Origin of the sequence: uncultured Vagococcus sp., assembly GCF_963518325.1 — a bacterium.
Taxonomy (GTDB): Bacteria; Bacillota; Bacilli; order Lactobacillales; family Vagococcaceae; genus Vagococcus_D.
Map to the genome: position 1 here is coordinate 21891 of NZ_CAUQJB010000011.1, position 18334 is coordinate 40224.

An 18334-nucleotide genomic window follows, 5' to 3' on the forward strand; every position below is an offset into this window, starting at 1 on the left:
TCTCCTTACTTCTCTACATTCGGAAACCATTTAGCAAAAATCTCATCATAGACGCCGTTTTCTTGAATGGTTGCCAAAGCTTTATTCATAGCTTCAACAAAACTTTCCTGGCCTTTGTTGATCGCAATGCCATAAGGTTCATCGGTAAAGATTTCCCCAGCCAAAACAAAATCAGGATTCTCTTCTGCCATTCCCAATAAGATACTATTATCAGTTGTCATAGCATCCCCTTGACCCGACTGTAAAGCAGTAAAGGCTTCGGCATAGTTTTCCAGTTCTAAAATATGGGCTTTAGGCGCTTTTTCACGAATATTAACCGCCGATGTAGAGCCCTTAACAGCTAAGACCGTCGTTGTTTCATCTAAGCTTTCAATGCCTTTAATCGAACTCCCTTTTTTCACTAAGAGAGATTGTCCCGCAGCAAAATAAACATCGGAAAAATCAACAACCTTTTGCCGCTCCTCACTGATGGTCATCGTCGCAATAATGGCATCGATGTTTCCATTTTTCAAAAGAGGAATCCGTGTTTTGGAAGTGACTTCAATAAATTCAGCTTCAGCCTCTGCCCCTAACATTTCTTCTGTTAAGGCTTTGGCGATGTCAATATCAAAACCTTCCACTTTCCGTGTTTCGATATTCATCAAACCAAATAAGCGGGTATCGTTCTTCACACCCCAAATAATTTTATTACTGGTTTGGGTTCGTTCCAAAATATCTTGTTCTGCTAAACTCGTTTTACTGCATCCAGCCAAGACTGTCAGGAGCAAAACAAGGATTATTAAATAACAAAATTTTAATTTAGAATGTTTCATCTTTCTCCTCCTTAGTGATCAATAATCTTACTTAAAAACTGTTGAGCACGAATTTCCTGAGGGTTCTCATAAAATGTTTCTGCTTCGGCATCTTCTAATATTTGACCATCTGCCATAAAGATCACTCTATCTGCCACTTCTCGAGCAAAGCCCATTTCATGGGTCACAACAATCATCGTCATGCCTTCTTCTCGAGCAAGGCCTTTCATAACCTCTAGCACCTCGCCAACCATCTCTGGATCAAGAGCGGATGTTGGCTCATCAAAGAGCATCACATCTGGTTCCATGGCTAAACTACGGGCAATTGCGATTCGTTGCTGCTGGCCACCAGATAGTTGTGACGGAAACGCATCTTTCTTGTCCAACATACCAACTTTTGCCAGCAATTCCTCTGCTTTCGCCACGGCTTCTTCTTTGCTCTTTTTCAACACTTTCATCGGTGCTAGTGTAATGTTATTTAAGACTGTCTTGTGCGGATACAGGTTAAAGTGTTGGAACACCATTCCTAAATTTTTCCGAACATCATTCAAATTGGTACTTGAGCTATGTAAATCAACATCATTGACCATCAAGACACCTGTTGTAATTTCCTCAAGTGCATTAATACAACGTAGCATTGTGCTCTTCCCTGAACCAGAAGGACCTATCACCACAACAACTTCGCCTTTCGTAATCCGCAAATTAATGTTTTTTAACGCATGAAAGTCACCATAATATTTTTCAACATTTTGAAATTCAATCACGTTTTATCCCCCTTTTATTTACTGTTCTAAACTAAAAAAAGACCTGACGTCTTTTTACGGTTTTTTTCCGTATTACTAAATTATAATCTATTTATTAACAACTTGTAAAGTTTTCCTCATAATTACGGTTATTTATTTGAAACTAATGAGAGATTAAATAACTTCTCTTAGCATTATGACACTACGTATACCTCCATCAACAACTAAATGATAACGCGTTTTTCTAGTTATTTTTTATTGATATTAGAACTGTTCTTATTTTATGCGCATTAGACACAATTCTAACTTTCCCTATTCGCTTACTGTAATAACAAATTAAAGGTCATAATTTACGCACAACTATTCTTACTTTTTTCGTATCTTTTTGGTTAATTCTTTACCTTTTCCCGCTATACTTAGTTCAAGTTAACAATAACTTCATTCGTGGATGAACGTGGTGTTGTCACTCCGTGGGAATTAACCGTTGTTTGTTCTCAAAGCTCGAGGTGTAGGTTCGAATCCTACCGTCCACTTACTTAGATTCATTATTATGCCCCTTTATGGGTGTTTTTTTGTCTATCATTTATAAACTATTAAATTTAGGCTAAATAACTAGACTCCCTTTAAGGACACTGTTAGTATTATAGAAGTAATTATCTTCTGCATGAGCAGTCTGTCGAAAGGGACACATCTATGAATAAAACACGCAAGTTTACCTTAACCGCCATTTTTCTCGCCATTATTTTTCTATTGGCTTTCACGCCAATCGGTTTTATCAATTTAGGTTTTATTAAAGCAACCATCGTTCACGTTCCGGTTATTATCGCGTCCATCATCTTAGGACCACGTATTGGCGCTCTTCTAGGTGGTGCCTTTGGCCTGACAAGTTTACTGATTAATACGATGACACCGTCAATTTTATCCTTTGCCTTTTCACCTTTCATCCCTGTCATAGGTACTCAAGACGGTAGCCTTTGGGCACTGGTCATCACCTTTCTCCCCCGAATCTTAGTTGGGATTGTTCCTTTTTACGTCTTCCATAGCTTAAAGAAACTGATGGCCAAAAAACCAGAGAGTCAACCTTTTGTGCTATTTTTAGTTGGGGCTACTGGCTCTCTGGTTAACACCTTACTTGTCATGAATTTAATTTATTTCCTCTTCCGTGACAGTTATGCTGAAGCTCGTGAAATTGCCTTAGGTGGCGCCGTTTATAAAGCTGTCCTAACGGTTATTTTGATCAATGGCGTGCCTGAAGCGATTGTCGCCGGAATTGCTACATCGGCGATTGCCAGTGTTCTACTGCGTTTAATGAAGCAGCAAAACCAATTATAAGTACCCAAAATAACGAGGTGTGGCTGATTGCCACACCTCGTTATTTTAATTTTATGTCTAATAACTGACGGTATGTTTCAACGCCAACTGTCAATAAGGACATGTCGAAATCAAATTTAGGATTATGGAGTGGCGGTACTTCTCCGACACCTAAAAAGAAAAAAACACAGGGATAGTGTTGGGTATAAACACCAAAGTCTTCGGCTTGCAAGACTGGTAAGCTCAATTCATTTAAGTTGGGCAATACCTTTCTCACTTGATTAAACAACGCCTCATCATTAATAACTGCTGGGTAACCATCGTTATACTTAAACTCAATCTGGCACCCTCTCGTTTTCCGGTAGGGTTCAGCCAATTGGTTCAAGGTGTCTTTAAAATACGTCTGCGTGGCATCACTATAGGAGCGAATACTCCCTGAGATGGTCACCATCTCCCCTAAGACATTGCGAATCGTCCCACCATGAATCTCACCAAATTTCAGCAGATGATACTCTTCAGCTGGGACGGTTTGATCAAAGTCATAAATATCCGTCATCAAGCGTACCCCAATTTCTAAAGCGTCAATCCCTTGCTCATGAGAGGCAATATGAGCAGATTTTCCTTTTACAATAATATCTGTCTCACTGCTTTGAGCCATCATCCCACCTTTTCGAGAAAAAACGTCTCCAGAGGCTAAACCTGGCCAAAGGTGAAAACCAAAGATGGCTTGCACATCATAAGTCTCTAATAAACCGGAATCAACAATACTTTGAGCGCCACCAGATATCTCTTCAGATGGTTGAAATATCAGAACCACATTATGAGGCAACTGGTGTTTATGCTGGTTGAGATAGGCCGCTAGCTCCAACACCATGGCCATGTGGCCGTCATGTCCACAAGCATGCATGTAACCTGGATGCTGAGACTGGAAACTCAGTTCTGTGTCTTCCTTAATTGGTAAGGCGTCAATATCCGTACGGAAGGCAATTGTGTCTGGCTGTCGATTATCAAAATACAAGACCAGACCCGTCTCTCCCACATGATGAATGCGACAGTCATAATCGACTACTTCATTAAGCAGATAGGCCTTGGTTTTAAATTCTTGAAAGCCAAGCTCAGGAATTCGATGCAAGGCCATCCGATTTTTGATTAATGTCATGAGTCACCTACTTCACTATATAATTTCTATTTGATTCTATCGATTACTTCTACAGTTCTCTTAAAGCATCTAACATTTCTGTATTATCAATGGTTTGTTGATCTTTCACTTTTAAAATACGTGCTGGTACGCCACCAACTACAACATTTTCTGGAACATCTTCTAACACGATCGCCCCAGCAGCTACGACACTGCCTTTTCCGACCCGCACCCCTTCAACAATCACAGCGTTAGCCCCAATTAAGACATCATCTTCAATTACCACAGGATCTGCTGAAGGCGGCTCAATCACGCCAGCTAAGACGGCCCCTGCTCCAATATGACAACGTTTCCCGACGGTAGCCCGACCACCAAGCACCGCTCCCATATCAATCATGCTGGCTTCGCCAATTTCGGCTCCAATATTAATAATAGCCCCCATCATAATCACTGCTTGATCGCCAATGGTCACCTGATCACGAATAATCGCACCAGGCTCAATCCGGGCATTAACGTTTTTCGTATCCAGTAACGGGATGGCACTGTTGCGCCCATCATTTTCGATGACAAAATCTTTAATTTTATCTTCATTGGCCGCTAAAATCTCCGACACCACTTTGTAATCACCAAAGACCGTTTTACTACGTTTGCAGCCAAAAGTCTGGCATCCTGGAAATGCCACTGGCTCTAATAAATTAATATAGACCTTCACAGGTGTTTTCTTTTCTGCTGTTTGAATAAATTTTATAATCTCATGTGCGTTCATATCTGTTCCCCCAATTGTTTAATTTAAACTGTCACTTCTTTTTCAAAAACTGCAGGTCCTGCCATGATAATCTCAGCATCGCCAGAAATTTCCAGTTGACCTTGTTCCAAGTGAACTATCACCGGTTGACTTGTGACTTTTCCCAAATCCCGAGCAACCACATAAGCCGCACAACAACCCGTTCCGCAAGCTAAGGTCCAGCCTACACCACGTTCAAAGGTTCTGACAAGTAACTCTTGTTCATTGAGCACTTGAACAAAATTGACATTTGTTTGTTCTTTAAACAATGGATGATGGCAAATCTCCGAACCACGGCTTAATTCAATTTCAGCCACGGCATCTTCTACAAACACAACGGTGTGAATAGTTCCCACAAAAAGGCTGGTTATCTCCACCATTCCCGTCGACAGTTCAATAGTCCGCTGCTGAAAACTCTCTTGATCGCTGGCGCCTATTAACTGGTTATCATAATAAGCTTGCCCCATTTGGACACGACATTCGAAAGGCTCTTCTTGTGTAATCCTCACTGTCAGAGTTCCTGCTAATGTCTCAACAGGGAATTCTTTTTCCGTGACAATCCCCGCTTCATAGACATACTTTGCAAAACAACGAATCCCATTGCCACACATAGGCGCTCGGCTACCGTCCCGATTATAAAAAATCATCTCGAGAGGTTCCTGTTTAACACCGATTAAGCCGTCCGTATCAAATTGAGAATCCTGACAAAGTTCCTGAGCCAGAGTGTTATAATCCAAGCCCGCCCTGTCGTCTATAATCACAAAGTCATTGCCACAACCATTATATTTTCTTACCTTCATTTCCAAGCCCCTTTCAGCACTAACTCCTTCACAATATCTAAATTAACAGGGTTTGCCTTGCGATTCACAAGAAAAACATAAAAAAAGTGCCTATTCGCTTAAATAGGCACTTGATATCAATCAACTTATTCTTGCGCCTCTACCTGAAAAAGTAGGAGTGATATAAGTTTTTCCTATATCCCCACGTCATTAATTTGCCAATTAATACCGTTCGGCAATGATTACCTTTCAAACCCCCTCTTCAAATGCCTTCTCCAGGGTTTTACTCATTTGCATTGCTACCTCTTATTAAAATATAAGTAATAATACCATTTGAGGTTTTCCTTGTCCACTTAAACGAACTTTTTTCAGGCAATTACTCAATGTCTTTGAGCCATGTTACTAAATAACTGACTATTTGGTCTTGCTGTTCTTTTGTCGATATCTCTGGCTGACCATCGCCTTTTTGTTGACCGTATGCGCCAAATCCGCCATGATTCCCACCTTCAATTGACTGGTAAACCGTTTGTTTTGGTAAGAATTTTTGGCTATCTTCATAACTTGACCAATTTAAGACCTTGTCATTCGTCCCTGTCAGAGAAAGGACACCACCCTCAAATGAACGTAAATCACCTTTTTCATCAGGATAACTTGCTAAAAAGAAGACACCTTTTAATCCTTCCTTCGTCAATTCCCGCTTGGCAAAACGACTAGCTACTACACCACCCAATGAATGACCACCAACTACAAACTGGTCTAAATCATACTCCTCTACCACTTTATCGCCTGCCTTCATCTCTAAAATTGGTAAATTTAAGAGATGGTGCAAGAGGTAGACGGGGTAACCTTGGGTCGCTAATTCTTTTGCCAAGTAACTATAACTTTCCGCCTTAACTAAAGCCCCTTGGTAAAAAATAATCGCAGGTACGGTCTGATCGAGCTCCTTAGGTGTGAAAATGGTCAGCTCTTTTTTTTCTTCTATCTTCACATTAGCTTCCGATTTTAGTGCGTCTGTCGCTAACTTTTCCGGTTGATAGGTCTTCATCTTAACCGTCGTTAAGCCACCTGCAACGATCAATACAAAGAGAATGCCGATACCAATCAACACTCGTTTCATTATTTTTCCTTTTTTCACTGGTTCCACTCCGTTTACTATTTTATATACGCCACCTATTTTACGTTATTTTTGATCACTTGAACAGTTTATATGCTTCGATCAGTCTCGACGCATATAAGTTGTTTTTCTGATGGATAAACGGTAAACTTATTTTAATTGAGAATGATTATCAATTAATACTTAAGTGTGAGACTGATATAACTAAAAAGGAGACTTTACCTATGCCAAATACTGTCAACGAAGCCATTGTTCAAAGACGAACATCAAAAAGAAGTTTATCCGACGATGTCAGCCTTGAACTGATTTATGAACTGCTTGAAAAAGCCCGCTACGCCCCTTTCCATAAAAGAGAACCGTGGCAAGCCAAAATTGTGACGACTGTTGCCGAGAAAGAATTCCTCTATGACAAAGTCATTGCGCGTTATGAGGAAACGGGCATGATTCATGACAATGAAAGCCGCACAAAATTCGAAACAAAAATGACTCGCCTATTAAAAAATGCGCCGGCAACTATTTTATTTGCCAGAGAGATTATCACTGATAACAAGCGCTTGGATTCCGATTCGATTCAAGGGACAGCTGCCTTAATTCAAAACTTTTCTCTACTGGCTCATGAAGTAGGTCTCGTTGGGTTTTGGGCCTCTAGTGCTTTTACCATGGACCAAGAGTTTTCCACGTCTTTGGGCTTTCCGGCTAATTATGAGTTAATCGCTAACTATCGCCTTGGATACCCAGATCCCGATGCGCCACGAAGCAATGGAAAACGTGCCGATGTCAAAAGCTGGGCCGCGCCTTTACTATAAATAATGATAGAAAAAAACCAGTGACTAATCACTGGTTTTATTTTCTTATAATATAGGAACGTATATCACTTCCTCTATATTATAGTCGGTGTCGAGCTTAGCTCATCAACCACTACATAAATTTCGTTGTCCTAAACTTCTAGGCAAGTAAACTTGCAAGAGTTAAGGCTCTCCGCTTCGCTTCGATCTCATCAATTTCTAATTGCTAAAGCAATAAGAACGACGGCAGCGATTCGCGAAGCTTTTCTTATAACGTATAGACTACGAATAATGCGTATTCTTCTTCTTTTGTATCATAGGTAACGCTGAAATTAACGATGGTGCCGCCTTTTTCAACTAGTCCTTCTAGTTCTGAAACGATTAGGCTATAATCACTACTTGTAATTGCGGTAACTTTTTGCATGTCTGTCGCCTCCCTTCCTTGATGCCTCATCTATCAGCTTAAGCAATCGAGGCTTGATAGATAGCTAACACAGATTCTTTTAATCTTTGATCAAACTCCTCTGGGGTCTGCTGAAACGTCAACCCTTCAGATAAGGCTCTTGAGAAGCTGGCAATCAACTGATGGTTGCGACTCAATCGCTCATTTGCCTCATCTCTGGAGTAACCACCTGATAAAGCTACTACACGTACAACGTGGGGATCTACTGCCAATTCTTCATAAAAATTATCAATCGTGGGAATAGACAGTTTTAACATCACTTTAAAATGCGGTTCTAATGTAGCTAAATGAGCCACTAATTCTTCTTTTAATATCGCTTCGGCTGCTGCTTTTTCAGGGCTGTGAATGTCTACTTCCGGTTCAATTATCGGCACTAGCCCCGCATCAGATACTTGTTTAGCTAATTCAAATTGTTGAGTGACAACTGCCTTAATGCCATCACGATTCGCCAATTTGATCAGTGAACGCTCTTTTGTGCCAAAAATATGATGGTCACTGGCATTTTCCAAAATCTCTGCTAAATCGGGAATAGGTTTTAACAACTGAACGCCATTCTCTTCTGCAGCTAACCCTTTGTCTATCTTTAAGAAAGATAATATCCCCTTCTTCTCCCACAAATAATCAACTGTCGGCAACCCTTCAATTTCCCGTTCCATTGTACCTTCAAATAAAATGGCGCCGAGAATATGCTCCGAAGTAAACTCAGGGCTTTCAATAATTCGGGAGCGCATTTCGTGAACTAAATTAAACATCGCCTCGTCAGTGTCGTAGCTACTTTCATCAATGCCATATGCCTTAAGAGCCTTAGGGGTACTGCCTCCACTTTGGTCCAACGCCGCAATAAATCCTTTACCACTACTCATTCTTGTCATCTGTTTTTCGTTCATGAATATCCTACCCTTCTTTTCTATGCCTGATAAAAAATCTGCTGTAAAACATCTCTAAATTTATTATACCCCACTTTAACAAAAACACCTCATGATATGCTGAAACCGTTTATCGTCATACTTTTAAGCATAGGGCAAGAGGCTAAGCTTGACTCCATCAGAATTCGAAAATATAAAAAACAATTATTAAACACGATTTCAAACGCGTTTAATAATTGTTATTTTTAGTTCCCCTACGCCACCCTCGCTGATCGTTACTGATATCTGGTAGTGACTTGTTAAATATGACTGGTACCTATGTGACTGGTTTCGGGCTAACTTGTTAGTTAGGACTGCCCCATATCCTCATAGGAGTGTATCATCGGTTGATACGAACCTGATATCCCATAACCAACAGTTACCAAACTAATTTATACGTCTACACTCCAATTTAACCCTTGAATAATCGTATCAAGCTCTCTAAACTGTCGAGAGAGCTGATCTATTTGCTTATGGATATCCCCCAAGCTTAGCGTTAACTGGAACTTGATTTCAGAGCGTGAATAACGATATTCCTGATTACTACCTGCTTCTGTAATCGAAACTAACAAACGGCGTTTTTTGACTATACTCTCACGGTCAATAAGGGCTTGAGCAAGGCTTCGGCCATCAGGTAACAGGGCTAGATTATTCCGTTCATTGATCGCTTTAATCAGCTCATTTAACTGCTCATTTAATTCAAAGGCTTCTGTCAATAAAGAGTGGGGATCTTCACTTGGTTTATCCCCTTCTTGAATCCTAAGATTTTGTAAAATTCTACTTTTTAAATTCTCACCCTTTGTTTGGTACTCTCCTCGCAACAATAATGCTTCTGCTAGTTTCATCTGGAACCTCCTAGGTTTATCTGATTAGACTTATTATAGCGCAATTTTACAGCAACTCATACCTTTATCCACTGCTTCCCCTTATTTAAAACCAGGCAAAGGTGATTGATACGAATCTCTACCATTGCGGCCATATGATTTCAAACTCTGGGTTTTCCAAGTTTTTTTCGCTAAAATCTTAACATCATGCTCCAAGCCCAGTCTGCCATTGGCTGGGTCCACATCTAATAAACTGTGACTAATGTCACCTAGTTTTCGCTTGTCTCTTGCGGAGTAATTAAAGGACTCTGTGTCCACAATTTCTTTGCCGCTAAGCCCTTGGAGGTCATAATCCTCTGGGTTACTGTTAACCAGTTGCGAGCGTAACCCAATCACTCGATCTCCTTCTTTTATAAAAAAAGACCGCTGATCAACGGTCCGCAAAACATCCCACTGAGTGGCAAAAGAGCCTGTCTTTACTCTCACGATAAATTCAGATAACCCGTTGTGGCTTCTAATCTTATCATTGTGCTGCCCGTGAAAAGGCAGTTGCTGTGACGTTCGATTATGAAACTTCGAGTTAGAACTATAGTCAAGTCGCCCACCCAGACCAACTCGTGCGACTGCCTCTTTTTCAAAAGCCTTCAGCTTATCATAATCCGTTGCTCCCTGATAATTCGCCCGTATATAAAAGATATTCTGGCGATCCACATACATTCGAAACTGATGAATGGCTTTAATCATTTGATACTCGGTCATCAGTGGATCCACCCCATAAGCAGCCGGCAACAAGCCTTTTGGATAGGCTTTTTTTACCGTCTCAGCGTATTCTTCCCAAAAATGACTGTCTGGGGATACGTCTGGGGAAAAATGAAAGGCCCCCCTTAACTGCAACATGCCATGATGATCGATGTAACCCCCTAAGTGGCTAATGGGCAGCTGTGCCTTCCATTTTATCTGATCATTCGTCGCGCCTTCAAGAGCAGCGTACATCGCCTCATAAAGGGGGGAGCCTACTAAGCGACTGTTCCGTTTAATTGATTTTTGCAACAGAAGTAAGCCTTCCTTATTTTCAGTCTGCTGGCTTTTTTCAACTAATACGCTCTGGTAGATCAAAATCGCCATTCCTTGCCAGCCGTCACTTCTTAAGCGCCGCTCCTCTTTTAAGAAATAGTGAACAAAACTGCGATAAGTTGTCTGATTCAAATAAGACAGCCCATTCAAGCCGTGCCAGACCTGATAGAGGTCGTACCAGCCACTTTCTATTTGTAAGGCCTTCTCACTCTTAAAGAAACGCCGCTGTTTCAACTCTAAAATAGTTTGGCTCAATTCAAAAACCAGATCATTCAAGCTTGCGATTTGTAGCTTGATTTGAACCTCTTTTGTTACGATAACCTGAATTTCCGTCTCAACGTCTGATAATTGACTAGTTAAACCTCGTTGCTTTTGTTTGCCTAGCCTTTTGAAAAACACGCCTAGGACTGGCAATGAGGCTAATGAGTCTCGCCTACGTTGGATTGCTTTTAGTCGTTTGCACAAGTTTAACTGCCGTGCTCTTAGCCCTAAATCAGAATCAAAAGCCCCTTGGATCGGCTGACTTTCAATTGACTGAGCTAGCTGATAGATATCTTGGGACTTATTAAAAATAACCGAGAGTAATCCTGCCATGTTCCTATCCTCATTTACCATAGCTTGAGTCATCGCACTTAGCTTTTCAGCATGTTGAATGACTTTCCTAATATTATGTTGCCCTATCATCACTATCCACCACCTAAACGCTCATTGATACTCTTACTTTAGCAAAGTTTGCGCAATAAAGACACTCATAATATCTGGCTTTATGGGTGAACTACAATCCTACTCGCTTTGCCAACTCTGGCGTATAGCGATGTCCGACAATTTCAATGTCTTTTGTGGCACGATCGAAAGCTGCCAATTCCTCCGAAGTAAAGTGGAGCTTCCCCGCCCCACTATTTTCTTTTAAACGGTGCCGTTTAGTCGTCCCAGGGATTGGCACAATCCAAGGTTGCTGAGCTAAAATCCAGCCTAAGGCAATTTGAGCCGGTGTGGCTACTTTTTCTTCAGCTTTTTGCTTAATCAATTCCACCAAAACCTGATTAGCCGCCATAGCCTCTTGGGTAAAGCGTGGCAAGCTGTTGCGTCCATCCCCCTCTTTAAACTTTGTATCCGCGTTGATAGAGCCCGTTAAGAAACCTTTTCCCAATGGACTAAACGGAACAAAACCAATCCCTAACTCTTTTAAGGTCGGTAATAACTCGTCCTCAGGCTCTCTTGTCCACAAAGAATATTCACTTTCAACTGCCGCTAAAGGTTCCACTGCATGGGCGCGACGAATTGTTTGAACTCCTGCTTCTGATAATCCCCAGTGTTTTATCTTGCCTTCTTTTTTTAACCCTTGCATTGTTAAGGCGATGTCTTCAATTGGGACATTAGGGTCAACCCGATGCAAGTAATATAAATCTAGAGCGTCTAACTTCAAGCGTGTTAAGGAACCTTCAATCGACTCTTTAATGCCTTGTGGGCGACCATCCACCACTTGTTTGCCATCTATGATTTTAATCCCCACTTTAGACGCGATTGTCACCTGATTGTGATAAGATGCCAGAGCCTCACCCACTAAAGCTTCATTAACAAAGGGGCCATAGACTTCTGCCGTATCAAAAAAGGTCACCCCTAACTCTATCCCTTCCTGTATCAATTTGATCATTTCCTTTTTTTCGGGAGTACCGTAGGCATAACTCATGCCCATACAACCTAAACCTATTTCTGAAACCTCTAACCCACTCTTACCTAGTTCACGTTTTTTCACAAGATTAACTCCTCTACCATTTTTTATCTGCCCTCAACAGATTGTTTCTGGTTTAACCATACACCTTGGAGTCAACTTCAAGGCAAGCGTTCTTTGCTAAAAAAAAAATACAGGCTCATCTGACGAAGCTACTGAAAAAATCATAAAATAACAAGACAGGAAAGAGATAGAATTTAGTTGCCAAAATAGAGCGAATGACGCCTTTTCTACAGGGATACGTCTTCCTATTTTATTAGTCTTTACTATCCTAGTGGAAAAAAAGTCCGAATTTTCAGTTAAGAAACTTCAGACTTTTTCAGCTGCCTCCATCTGACTGCCTTTAATTTTCATTACTATTATTGGTGTAAAATGCCCTCTATATTTTTTAATTCAGTTGCTTCAAAGGACAGCTTCTCCAAAGACTTGACATTGTCTTTTAGCTGACTCAAACGGCTAGCCCCCACTAAAACACTGGCAATCGCTGGTTGACGCAAATTCCAAGCTAACGCCATCTCTGCTAAGGTTTGATTGCGGCTCTCAGCCACTTTATTTAACTCTCTGACTATTTTTAAAGTGGATTCAACCTTGTCCTCTGATAGAAAGGGACTATCTGAGCGATGAGCTCTTGAATCAACAGGAATCCCATTAAGATAACGATTCGTTAACATGCCTTGTGCTAGTGGACTAAAGACAATTGCCCCTAGTTTTTCTTCTTCCAAAACTTCTAGGAGCCCCTCTTCAATCCAACGATCAAACATATTATAGTTCGGCTGATGAATGATAAAAGGTGTGCCTAACTCTTTAAAAATCTGCGACATTTCCTTTGTTCTTGGGGCATCATAGTTTGAAACGCCGACATACAATGCTTTTCCTTGGCGCACCAACAAATCTAAAGCATGAGCCGTTTCTCTTAAGGGTGTATCGTAGTCAGGTCGGTGATGATAAAAAATATCCACATAATCAAGTCCCATACGTGTTAAACTTTGGTCACAACTGGCGATAATATTTTTCTTTGAGCCCCATTCACCATAAGGGCCTGGCCACATGTAATAACCCGCTTTTGATGAAATAATCATCTCATCACGATATCCTTTAAAGTCTTCCCGCAATATTCGTCCAAAGTTTTCCTCTGCCGAACCAGCTGGTGGGCCATAGTTATTTGCCAAATCAAAATGAGTAATGCCCATATCAAATGCACCGTGAAGAATTTCCCGTTGGTTGCTCAGGGGGTCCACATCTCCAAAATTATGCCATAATCCCAAAGAAATCGCTGGTAACTTCAAGCCTGAATCGCCCACTCGGCGATAGGTCATTTCCTGATAACGCTCTTCTTTTGCTAAATACATGATAATCCTCCTTCATCTGTCACACTATTACCTTTCTAGTTTAAACAAAAAAGCCTTTACATACAATCGTTTTGGGGCTAAAATAGCAATCTACATAGCTATTTCGGCATTATCACGGATTCATAGGTTATGACGGTAACAGTCAAACTATTTCTTTGAGGAAAAAACAATATTACAGGTATATTCAAGAACTATCTGTGGGCCAAACAACTGACTTATACCAATTAGAGGACCGTCTCTTCTAGGAAACCTCAGACACCATCAATCATTATGGATATGACTAATCACCTATCAGAAATTTCATTTTTTTACCTTATTGCTTGTATTAAGAAAAGGAAAGCTTTACCATAGAAACAACAACGAGAAAGGGGCTGATGATTTGCGGCATCGAGTAGTAAGTACGAGCGGCGGTAGTAAAATCGTAACGCTGCCACCAGAGATTCTCGCTTGTCTCAATATAAAGCCAGGTGATCGAATTGAATTTATTCCTCATAGAAATGGCACAGCAACGATCAAAAAAAAATTGGAAGACCAGGTAATTCATCCGAAGCCATCGCTGGATTAGCTCATTGGTCTGGACATAAGGCTTTTGGTAATAGACGGTTTATACATTAGTGTATAGATCGCCTTTTATTTACATTGACCATATTCCTATCTACTCTATCCTAAAAAATGGTTATTGATTTGCGCAAGATCGTTAACATAAAGAGTCCTCCCAAAAGGCCATGGCCTTTTGGGAGGACTCTTTAGTATCTTGCTGCCATCAGGTAATCTACTTACGAAACCACTTAAAAATTCCAAGGCCCCATCATTCATGTGACTCACTAAGTTTTTTTCTAATTTCACTTGACCACAATCACATTACAGGGAGCATGATTTACCACATAATCCGTTGTCGAACCAACGGTAAATTTCTGGATTGCGCCTTTGCCAGTTGCGCCAATTACAATTAAATCAATTGGGTAGGTCTCAGGAATAATTTTGGTTAAATACTCCTTGTGATTTCCCAACTCAACAATAGCTGTAATGTGCTTCAAACCAAATTCCTTTGCATCGTGGACCTTCTTCAACATCTCCATCTCCACATTAGCTTTTTCCTCAGCTAGTATCTTGCTGTAAGCATAGGCACTGTATGCGATTTCCACCTCATTGATAATGCACGCCACATATAAATTGGCACGGCTTTCCTTCGCAAGTTCCAAGGCTTCTCTAAATGCTTTTTCCGACTGTTTGGACCCATCAACAGCGACTAGAATATGTTTATACCTACCACTCATTGTAAGCGCCTCCTCTCTTTTGATTATACCACTATTTACTAAAAACTGTCTAACAAAAGACTAGGTCGCCAATAAACGAATTTATTTACACCATCGGCTTATTTTGTTTAGCAGTGTAAGTCAGTAACTTAATTTTTATGATGGCAGTCCCCGCAACCATTCGGTCTGGCATTGAATCTAGATTCGTTTCTTTAACTGTATGATCCAACAAAACTTGAAGTGCCTGACGCTTTTCCTCAAGGTCAGTCAGAACGACTGCTTCACCATAACCAATCAAGCTGCGATAGCCATAAGAATACTTATCTGGCCGCGAACCACCTGAGATAAGTTCATGATCGGTGTCCATCTCAACAGCCACTTTATTATTTTGTTGGATTAAACTCACTTTTTTTCCTTGCCTGGCGCCGTGGATATAAAGTGATAAATCCTCACCCTGCCACTCATACCCGAAATTAACCGGCACGATATAAGGGTATTCAGCATCGTTTACAGCGACTCTCACAACCTGGCAGTCCGCTACCAATTTTTTAATCTCCTTTAGATCTTCAATTGCTCGCTCTTTTCGTCTCATCCTTAGCCCTCCATTTTGACTTGAATCATTCCCTTATTATAACTAAAAAAGGGACTAAAAAAAAGAGAAACAAATTGACTTTAGCCTTTCACCTAAAATCAATCTCTTCCTCTGGTAGTCAAATCAACTGCCTTTTCCTACACCCCTCTTTGACTAACGATTTTCACGTGCTCATTAAATATGTTGGTTTTGACACAAGCGAGCATAGACACCGCCACCCTGAATCAGTTCTTCGTGAGTACCAAGCTCGGCAATTTGGGCCTGATCCAACACGACGATTAGGTCAGCATGACGAATCGTTGATAATCGATGAGCAATTACAACTGTCGTCCGACCTTTAGAAATAGTATCCAATGCTTGTTGAATCTCTCTTTCCGTCTCAGTATCCAAGGCCGACGTCGCTTCGTCCATAATCAAAATCGGCGTGTCTCGTAAAATCGCTCTGGCAATCGATAACCGCTGCTTTTGTCCCCCTGACAACCGCAATCCTCGCTCTCCAATCAAGGTTTCGTAACCATTTTCTAAAGCTGTAATAAAGCTATGGGCATTAGCCGCTTTTGCCGCAGCAATGGTTTGCTCCTTAGTGGCATTTTTCAACCCATACACAATGTTCTCATAGACTGTGCCGTTAAAGAGAAAGGTATCTTGCAATACCATGCTGATGTTGTTGCGAATGCTTCCTAAGGTCATGGTTTTTAAATCCAGATCGTCAAATAGAATCTGACCAGCTACTGGATCATAAAAACGATTCAATAGGTTACTAATCGTCGTTTTCCCTACACCTGTCGAGCCAACTAAAGCAATCGTTTGCCCTGGCTTAATGATTAAATCAATCTCTTTGAGAACCGGTTGCCCTTCATGATAATGAAAATCCAGTTGTCGTAGCTCAATCTTCCCTACTAAGTGAGAAACGCTCCGGGCATCGCTTAACTCTTTAACCTCTGACTCTTGATCCAGTAAATCAAATACTCGCTGGCAGCTAGCAATCGCCGTATTAGCACTTTCATTTAAAGATGACAAGGCACTAATCGGTCCGTAAAACAGGTTTAGATACAAGGTAAAACCGACTAATTCAGCCACTTCCATTTGACCAACTGAGGTTAAATAGCCTCCATAAATAATCACCCCTACCAAGCCGACAGAACTAAAAAAGCTAATCAGAGGCCGTACAAATTCATCGGTCTTCACGGCTTCTAAAATCGCATCACGCTCTTTGTGAATGACGGCTTTCATTCGTTCTTTTTCACTTTGTTGCTGGTTAAAGGCCTGAATTTCTTTCATGCCTGATAAATTATCCTGTAACGTGCCACTCATCTCCGCCATTACCTTCGCATTTTTTCTCCAGAGTGGTAGCGCGCGTTTTGAATAGACATAATTAGCAAAAATGATCAATGGGACACTAACTAAACTAACTAGAGCTAAGGGAACATTGATGGTAAACAACATAAACCCCACAGCTAGCAAAGTTAGCCCATGGACGACTAAATCAGGGAACACATGAGCAAAGAGACGCTCCGCTCCCCCGGCATCAGCCATAACATAGCTCATTAATTGCCCTGTTTGCTTATCGCTATAAAACCGCAAAGAGAGGTGTTGCATCTTATCATAGACAGCCAGGCGTAGTTCAGCCACATAATGATAGGCCCCTAAATGAGTATAATACCCTTTGATGTAATTAAAGATCGCCTGTAACAGATAAACCAACAGTAAGATCAGCCCCATCTTTAATGATTTGCTGGCAATATCAGCGTCCCCACTGGTGATTAAGACGGTCAATTGTTGCATGGCCCAAGGTGCGTATAGACTAGCAAGAGTGGAACAGGCAATCGCCCCAATTCCCAGCCAGATGTAGCGATGATAGGCCTGGGAATCTTTTAATACTCTAAGTACCGTTTTCATCTAACTCCTCCTTAATCAATTCATAAGTTAAACAAATCGGCCGTTGTGTCCGTGGTTCGATAATAATCTCTGCATCAATATGAAAGGCTTCCCTCAAGACCTCAGGTAGGAAGACCTCTTCCGGGGCACCATGACAAATCACTTTCCCCCTACTGATAGCCACCATATAATCAGAAAAACGAGCAGCTAAATTCAAATCGTGAAGAACCATGGCGATGGTACAGCCTTGACTATGGTTCAATTCTTGCAATAGCTCAAGGACTTCCAATTGGTGAGCCAGATCCAGGTATGTCGTTGGTTCATCCAGTAAGATCAGTTCTGTTTGTTGGGCCAGAGCCATGGCAATCCATACCCGCTGACGCTGACCGCCTGATAAACTATCAACCTCTCGCAACTCAAATTCGCTGAGCTTGGTAACACTCAAAGCCCAAGCCACAATTTGCTTATCTTCTTCCGTCAATTTACCAAACCCCTTTTGATGAGGAAAACGACCATAGGCAATCAATTCCCCAACGGTTAAGCCACTTGGGGCCGTTGGTGTTTGGGGTAAAATCGCCATTTTTTGAGCCACTTCTCTGGTGGATAACTGGCTGATATCTTGACCATTCAAGTAAACAACGCCAGCTTTTTTTTTCAGAATACGTCCAATCGCTTTCAAGATAGTTGATTTACCGCACCCATTTGGTCCGATAATCGATGTTATTTTCCCCGCTGGAATTCCTAAATTTAACTCTTCAACAATCAATACGTCATCATATGAAATATCTAATGATTGTGTCTCTATTCGATTCATAG

The 18334-nt window shown here is 41.1% G+C and carries 19 protein-coding genes and 1 riboswitch; of the genes, 3 read left to right on the top strand and 16 right to left on the bottom strand.

The annotated features are described in order from the left end of the window. Window positions 1-5: 5 nt before the first annotated feature. Together RWN13_RS10845 and RWN13_RS10850 are read right to left on the bottom strand one after the other, a co-directional pair. Window positions 6-812 (bottom strand): transporter substrate-binding domain-containing protein, encoded by an 807-nt coding sequence (locus RWN13_RS10845; RefSeq protein WP_314063255.1) that lies wholly within the window; start codon window positions 810-812, stop codon window positions 6-8. 11 nt (window positions 813-823) lie between these two features. Then, window positions 824-1555, bottom strand: coding sequence for an amino acid ABC transporter ATP-binding protein (locus tag RWN13_RS10850; RefSeq protein WP_314063257.1), 732 nt, complete (start codon window positions 1553-1555; stop codon window positions 824-826). A gap of 672 nt (window positions 1556-2227) precedes the next feature. Here RWN13_RS10850 and RWN13_RS10855 point away from each other — a divergent pair. Further along, window positions 2228-2866: an ECF transporter S component gene (locus RWN13_RS10855; RefSeq protein ID WP_314063260.1), complete on the top strand. Its 639-nt coding sequence runs from the start codon at window positions 2228-2230 to the stop codon at window positions 2864-2866. Between the two features lie 40 nt (window positions 2867-2906). On the opposite strand, the gene RWN13_RS10860 is transcribed toward RWN13_RS10855, so the two are convergent. From RWN13_RS10860 to RWN13_RS10875, 4 genes are all read right to left on the bottom strand, one after another. Beyond that, complete coding sequence (locus RWN13_RS10860; protein ID WP_314063261.1) at window positions 2907-4004, bottom strand: M20 family metallopeptidase; 1098 nt, start codon at window positions 4002-4004, stop codon at window positions 2907-2909. Between the two features lie 49 nt (window positions 4005-4053). Next, window positions 4054-4749, bottom strand: coding sequence for a 2,3,4,5-tetrahydropyridine-2,6-dicarboxylate N-acetyltransferase (gene dapD, locus RWN13_RS10865; protein WP_314063262.1), 696 nt, complete (start codon window positions 4747-4749; stop codon window positions 4054-4056). Between the two features lie 23 nt (window positions 4750-4772). Then, a complete protein-coding gene (dapF, locus tag RWN13_RS10870) occupies window positions 4773-5567 on the bottom strand; it encodes a diaminopimelate epimerase (RefSeq protein ID WP_314063264.1) in 795 nt (264 codons plus the stop codon). Between the two features lie 141 nt (window positions 5568-5708). Further along, window positions 5709-5862: riboswitch (Lysine riboswitch) on the bottom strand. A gap of 60 nt (window positions 5863-5922) precedes the next feature. Further along, window positions 5923-6681, bottom strand: a complete 759-nt coding sequence (locus RWN13_RS10875; protein WP_314063266.1) for an alpha/beta hydrolase — start codon at window positions 6679-6681, stop codon at window positions 5923-5925. Window positions 6682-6884: 203 nt separating this feature from the next. Here RWN13_RS10875 and RWN13_RS10880 point away from each other — a divergent pair, with 203 nt between their 5' ends. Further along, window positions 6885-7466 (top strand): nitroreductase family protein, encoded by a 582-nt coding sequence (locus RWN13_RS10880; protein WP_314063269.1) that lies wholly within the window; start codon window positions 6885-6887, stop codon window positions 7464-7466. Between the two features lie 247 nt (window positions 7467-7713). Here the strand turns inward: RWN13_RS10880 and RWN13_RS10885 are convergent, their stop codons facing one another. The 6 genes from RWN13_RS10885 to RWN13_RS10910 form a co-directional block, all read right to left on the bottom strand. Next, on the bottom strand, window positions 7714-7869 hold the full coding sequence (locus RWN13_RS10885; protein ID WP_314063272.1) for a hypothetical protein: 156 nt from the start codon (window positions 7867-7869) through the stop codon (window positions 7714-7716). Between the two features lie 38 nt (window positions 7870-7907). Next, complete coding sequence (locus tag RWN13_RS10890; protein WP_314063274.1) at window positions 7908-8795, bottom strand: fructose bisphosphate aldolase; 888 nt, start codon at window positions 8793-8795, stop codon at window positions 7908-7910. A 410-nt stretch (window positions 8796-9205) separates the two neighbouring features. Next, window positions 9206-9658 (bottom strand): DIP1984 family protein, encoded by a 453-nt coding sequence (locus RWN13_RS10895; protein WP_314063276.1) that lies wholly within the window; start codon window positions 9656-9658, stop codon window positions 9206-9208. Window positions 9659-9739: 81 nt separating this feature from the next. Continuing rightward, entirely contained in the window at window positions 9740-11395 is a 1656-nt protein-coding gene (locus tag RWN13_RS10900) for a DUF3114 domain-containing protein (RefSeq protein ID WP_314063278.1), read from the bottom strand. A 91-nt stretch (window positions 11396-11486) separates the two neighbouring features. Then, the gene (locus tag RWN13_RS10905) at window positions 11487-12467 is read right to left on the bottom strand and encodes an aldo/keto reductase (RefSeq protein ID WP_314063280.1); all 981 of its coding nucleotides are present in this window, start codon (window positions 12465-12467) and stop codon (window positions 11487-11489) included. 335 nt (window positions 12468-12802) lie between these two features. Beyond that, on the bottom strand, window positions 12803-13792 hold the full coding sequence (locus tag RWN13_RS10910) for an aldo/keto reductase (protein ID WP_314063283.1): 990 nt from the start codon (window positions 13790-13792) through the stop codon (window positions 12803-12805). 379 nt (window positions 13793-14171) lie between these two features. Between RWN13_RS10910 and RWN13_RS10915 the strand changes: the two genes are divergently transcribed. Then, window positions 14172-14357 carry an AbrB/MazE/SpoVT family DNA-binding domain-containing protein gene (locus RWN13_RS10915; protein ID WP_314063285.1) on the top strand — a complete coding sequence of 62 codons (186 nt, stop codon included), beginning with the start codon at window positions 14172-14174 and terminating at the stop codon, window positions 14355-14357. Between the two features lie 277 nt (window positions 14358-14634). Here RWN13_RS10915 and RWN13_RS10920 read toward each other — a convergent pair whose 3' ends face one another. The 4 genes from RWN13_RS10920 to RWN13_RS10935 all read right to left on the bottom strand — a co-directional run bounded on the left by RWN13_RS10920 (window position 14635) and on the right by RWN13_RS10935 (window position 18332). Next, window positions 14635-15069 (bottom strand): universal stress protein, encoded by a 435-nt coding sequence (locus RWN13_RS10920; protein ID WP_314063288.1) that lies wholly within the window; start codon window positions 15067-15069, stop codon window positions 14635-14637. An 85-nt stretch (window positions 15070-15154) separates the two neighbouring features. Then, window positions 15155-15640 (bottom strand): pyridoxamine 5'-phosphate oxidase family protein, encoded by a 486-nt coding sequence (locus RWN13_RS10925; protein WP_314063291.1) that lies wholly within the window; start codon window positions 15638-15640, stop codon window positions 15155-15157. Window positions 15641-15814: 174 nt separating this feature from the next. Next, window positions 15815-17539 (bottom strand): ABC transporter ATP-binding protein, encoded by a 1725-nt coding sequence (locus tag RWN13_RS10930; protein WP_314063292.1) that lies wholly within the window; start codon window positions 17537-17539, stop codon window positions 15815-15817. Continuing rightward, window positions 17523-18332, bottom strand: coding sequence for an ABC transporter ATP-binding protein (locus tag RWN13_RS10935; protein WP_314063295.1), 810 nt, complete (start codon window positions 18330-18332; stop codon window positions 17523-17525). Before RWN13_RS10935 ends, RWN13_RS10930 begins: the two co-directional genes overlap by 17 nt. Between the last annotated feature and the right edge of the window lie 2 nt (window positions 18333-18334).

Coding starts and splice junctions, on each gene's coding strand:
- RWN13_RS10845 (WP_314063255.1), bottom strand. CDS start 812: ATGAAACATTCTAAATTAAAATTTTGTTATTTAATAATCCTTGTTTTG.
- RWN13_RS10925 (WP_314063291.1), bottom strand. CDS start 15,640: ATGAGACGAAAAGAGCGAGCAATTGAAGATCTAAAGGAGATTAAAAAA.
- RWN13_RS10930 (WP_314063292.1), bottom strand. CDS start 17,539: ATGAAAACGGTACTTAGAGTATTAAAAGATTCCCAGGCCTATCATCGC.
- RWN13_RS10900 (WP_314063278.1), bottom strand. CDS start 11,395: ATGATAGGGCAACATAATATTAGGAAAGTCATTCAACATGCTGAAAAG.
- RWN13_RS10920 (WP_314063288.1), bottom strand. CDS start 15,069: ATGAGTGGTAGGTATAAACATATTCTAGTCGCTGTTGATGGGTCCAAA.
- RWN13_RS10890 (WP_314063274.1), bottom strand. CDS start 8,795: ATGAACGAAAAACAGATGACAAGAATGAGTAGTGGTAAAGGATTTATT.
- RWN13_RS10860 (WP_314063261.1), bottom strand. CDS start 4,004: ATGACATTAATCAAAAATCGGATGGCCTTGCATCGAATTCCTGAGCTT.
- RWN13_RS10885 (WP_314063272.1), bottom strand. CDS start 7,869: ATGCAAAAAGTTACCGCAATTACAAGTAGTGATTATAGCCTAATCGTT.
- RWN13_RS10895 (WP_314063276.1), bottom strand. CDS start 9,658: ATGAAACTAGCAGAAGCATTATTGTTGCGAGGAGAGTACCAAACAAAG.
- dapF (WP_314063264.1), bottom strand. CDS start 5,567: ATGAAGGTAAGAAAATATAATGGTTGTGGCAATGACTTTGTGATTATA.
- RWN13_RS10935 (WP_314063295.1), bottom strand. CDS start 18,332: ATGAATCGAATAGAGACACAATCATTAGATATTTCATATGATGACGTA.
- dapD (WP_314063262.1), bottom strand. CDS start 4,749: ATGAACGCACATGAGATTATAAAATTTATTCAAACAGCAGAAAAGAAA.
- RWN13_RS10855 (WP_314063260.1), top strand. CDS start 2,228: ATGAATAAAACACGCAAGTTTACCTTAACCGCCATTTTTCTCGCCATT.
- RWN13_RS10880 (WP_314063269.1), top strand. CDS start 6,885: ATGCCAAATACTGTCAACGAAGCCATTGTTCAAAGACGAACATCAAAA.
- RWN13_RS10910 (WP_314063283.1), bottom strand. CDS start 13,792: ATGTATTTAGCAAAAGAAGAGCGTTATCAGGAAATGACCTATCGCCGA.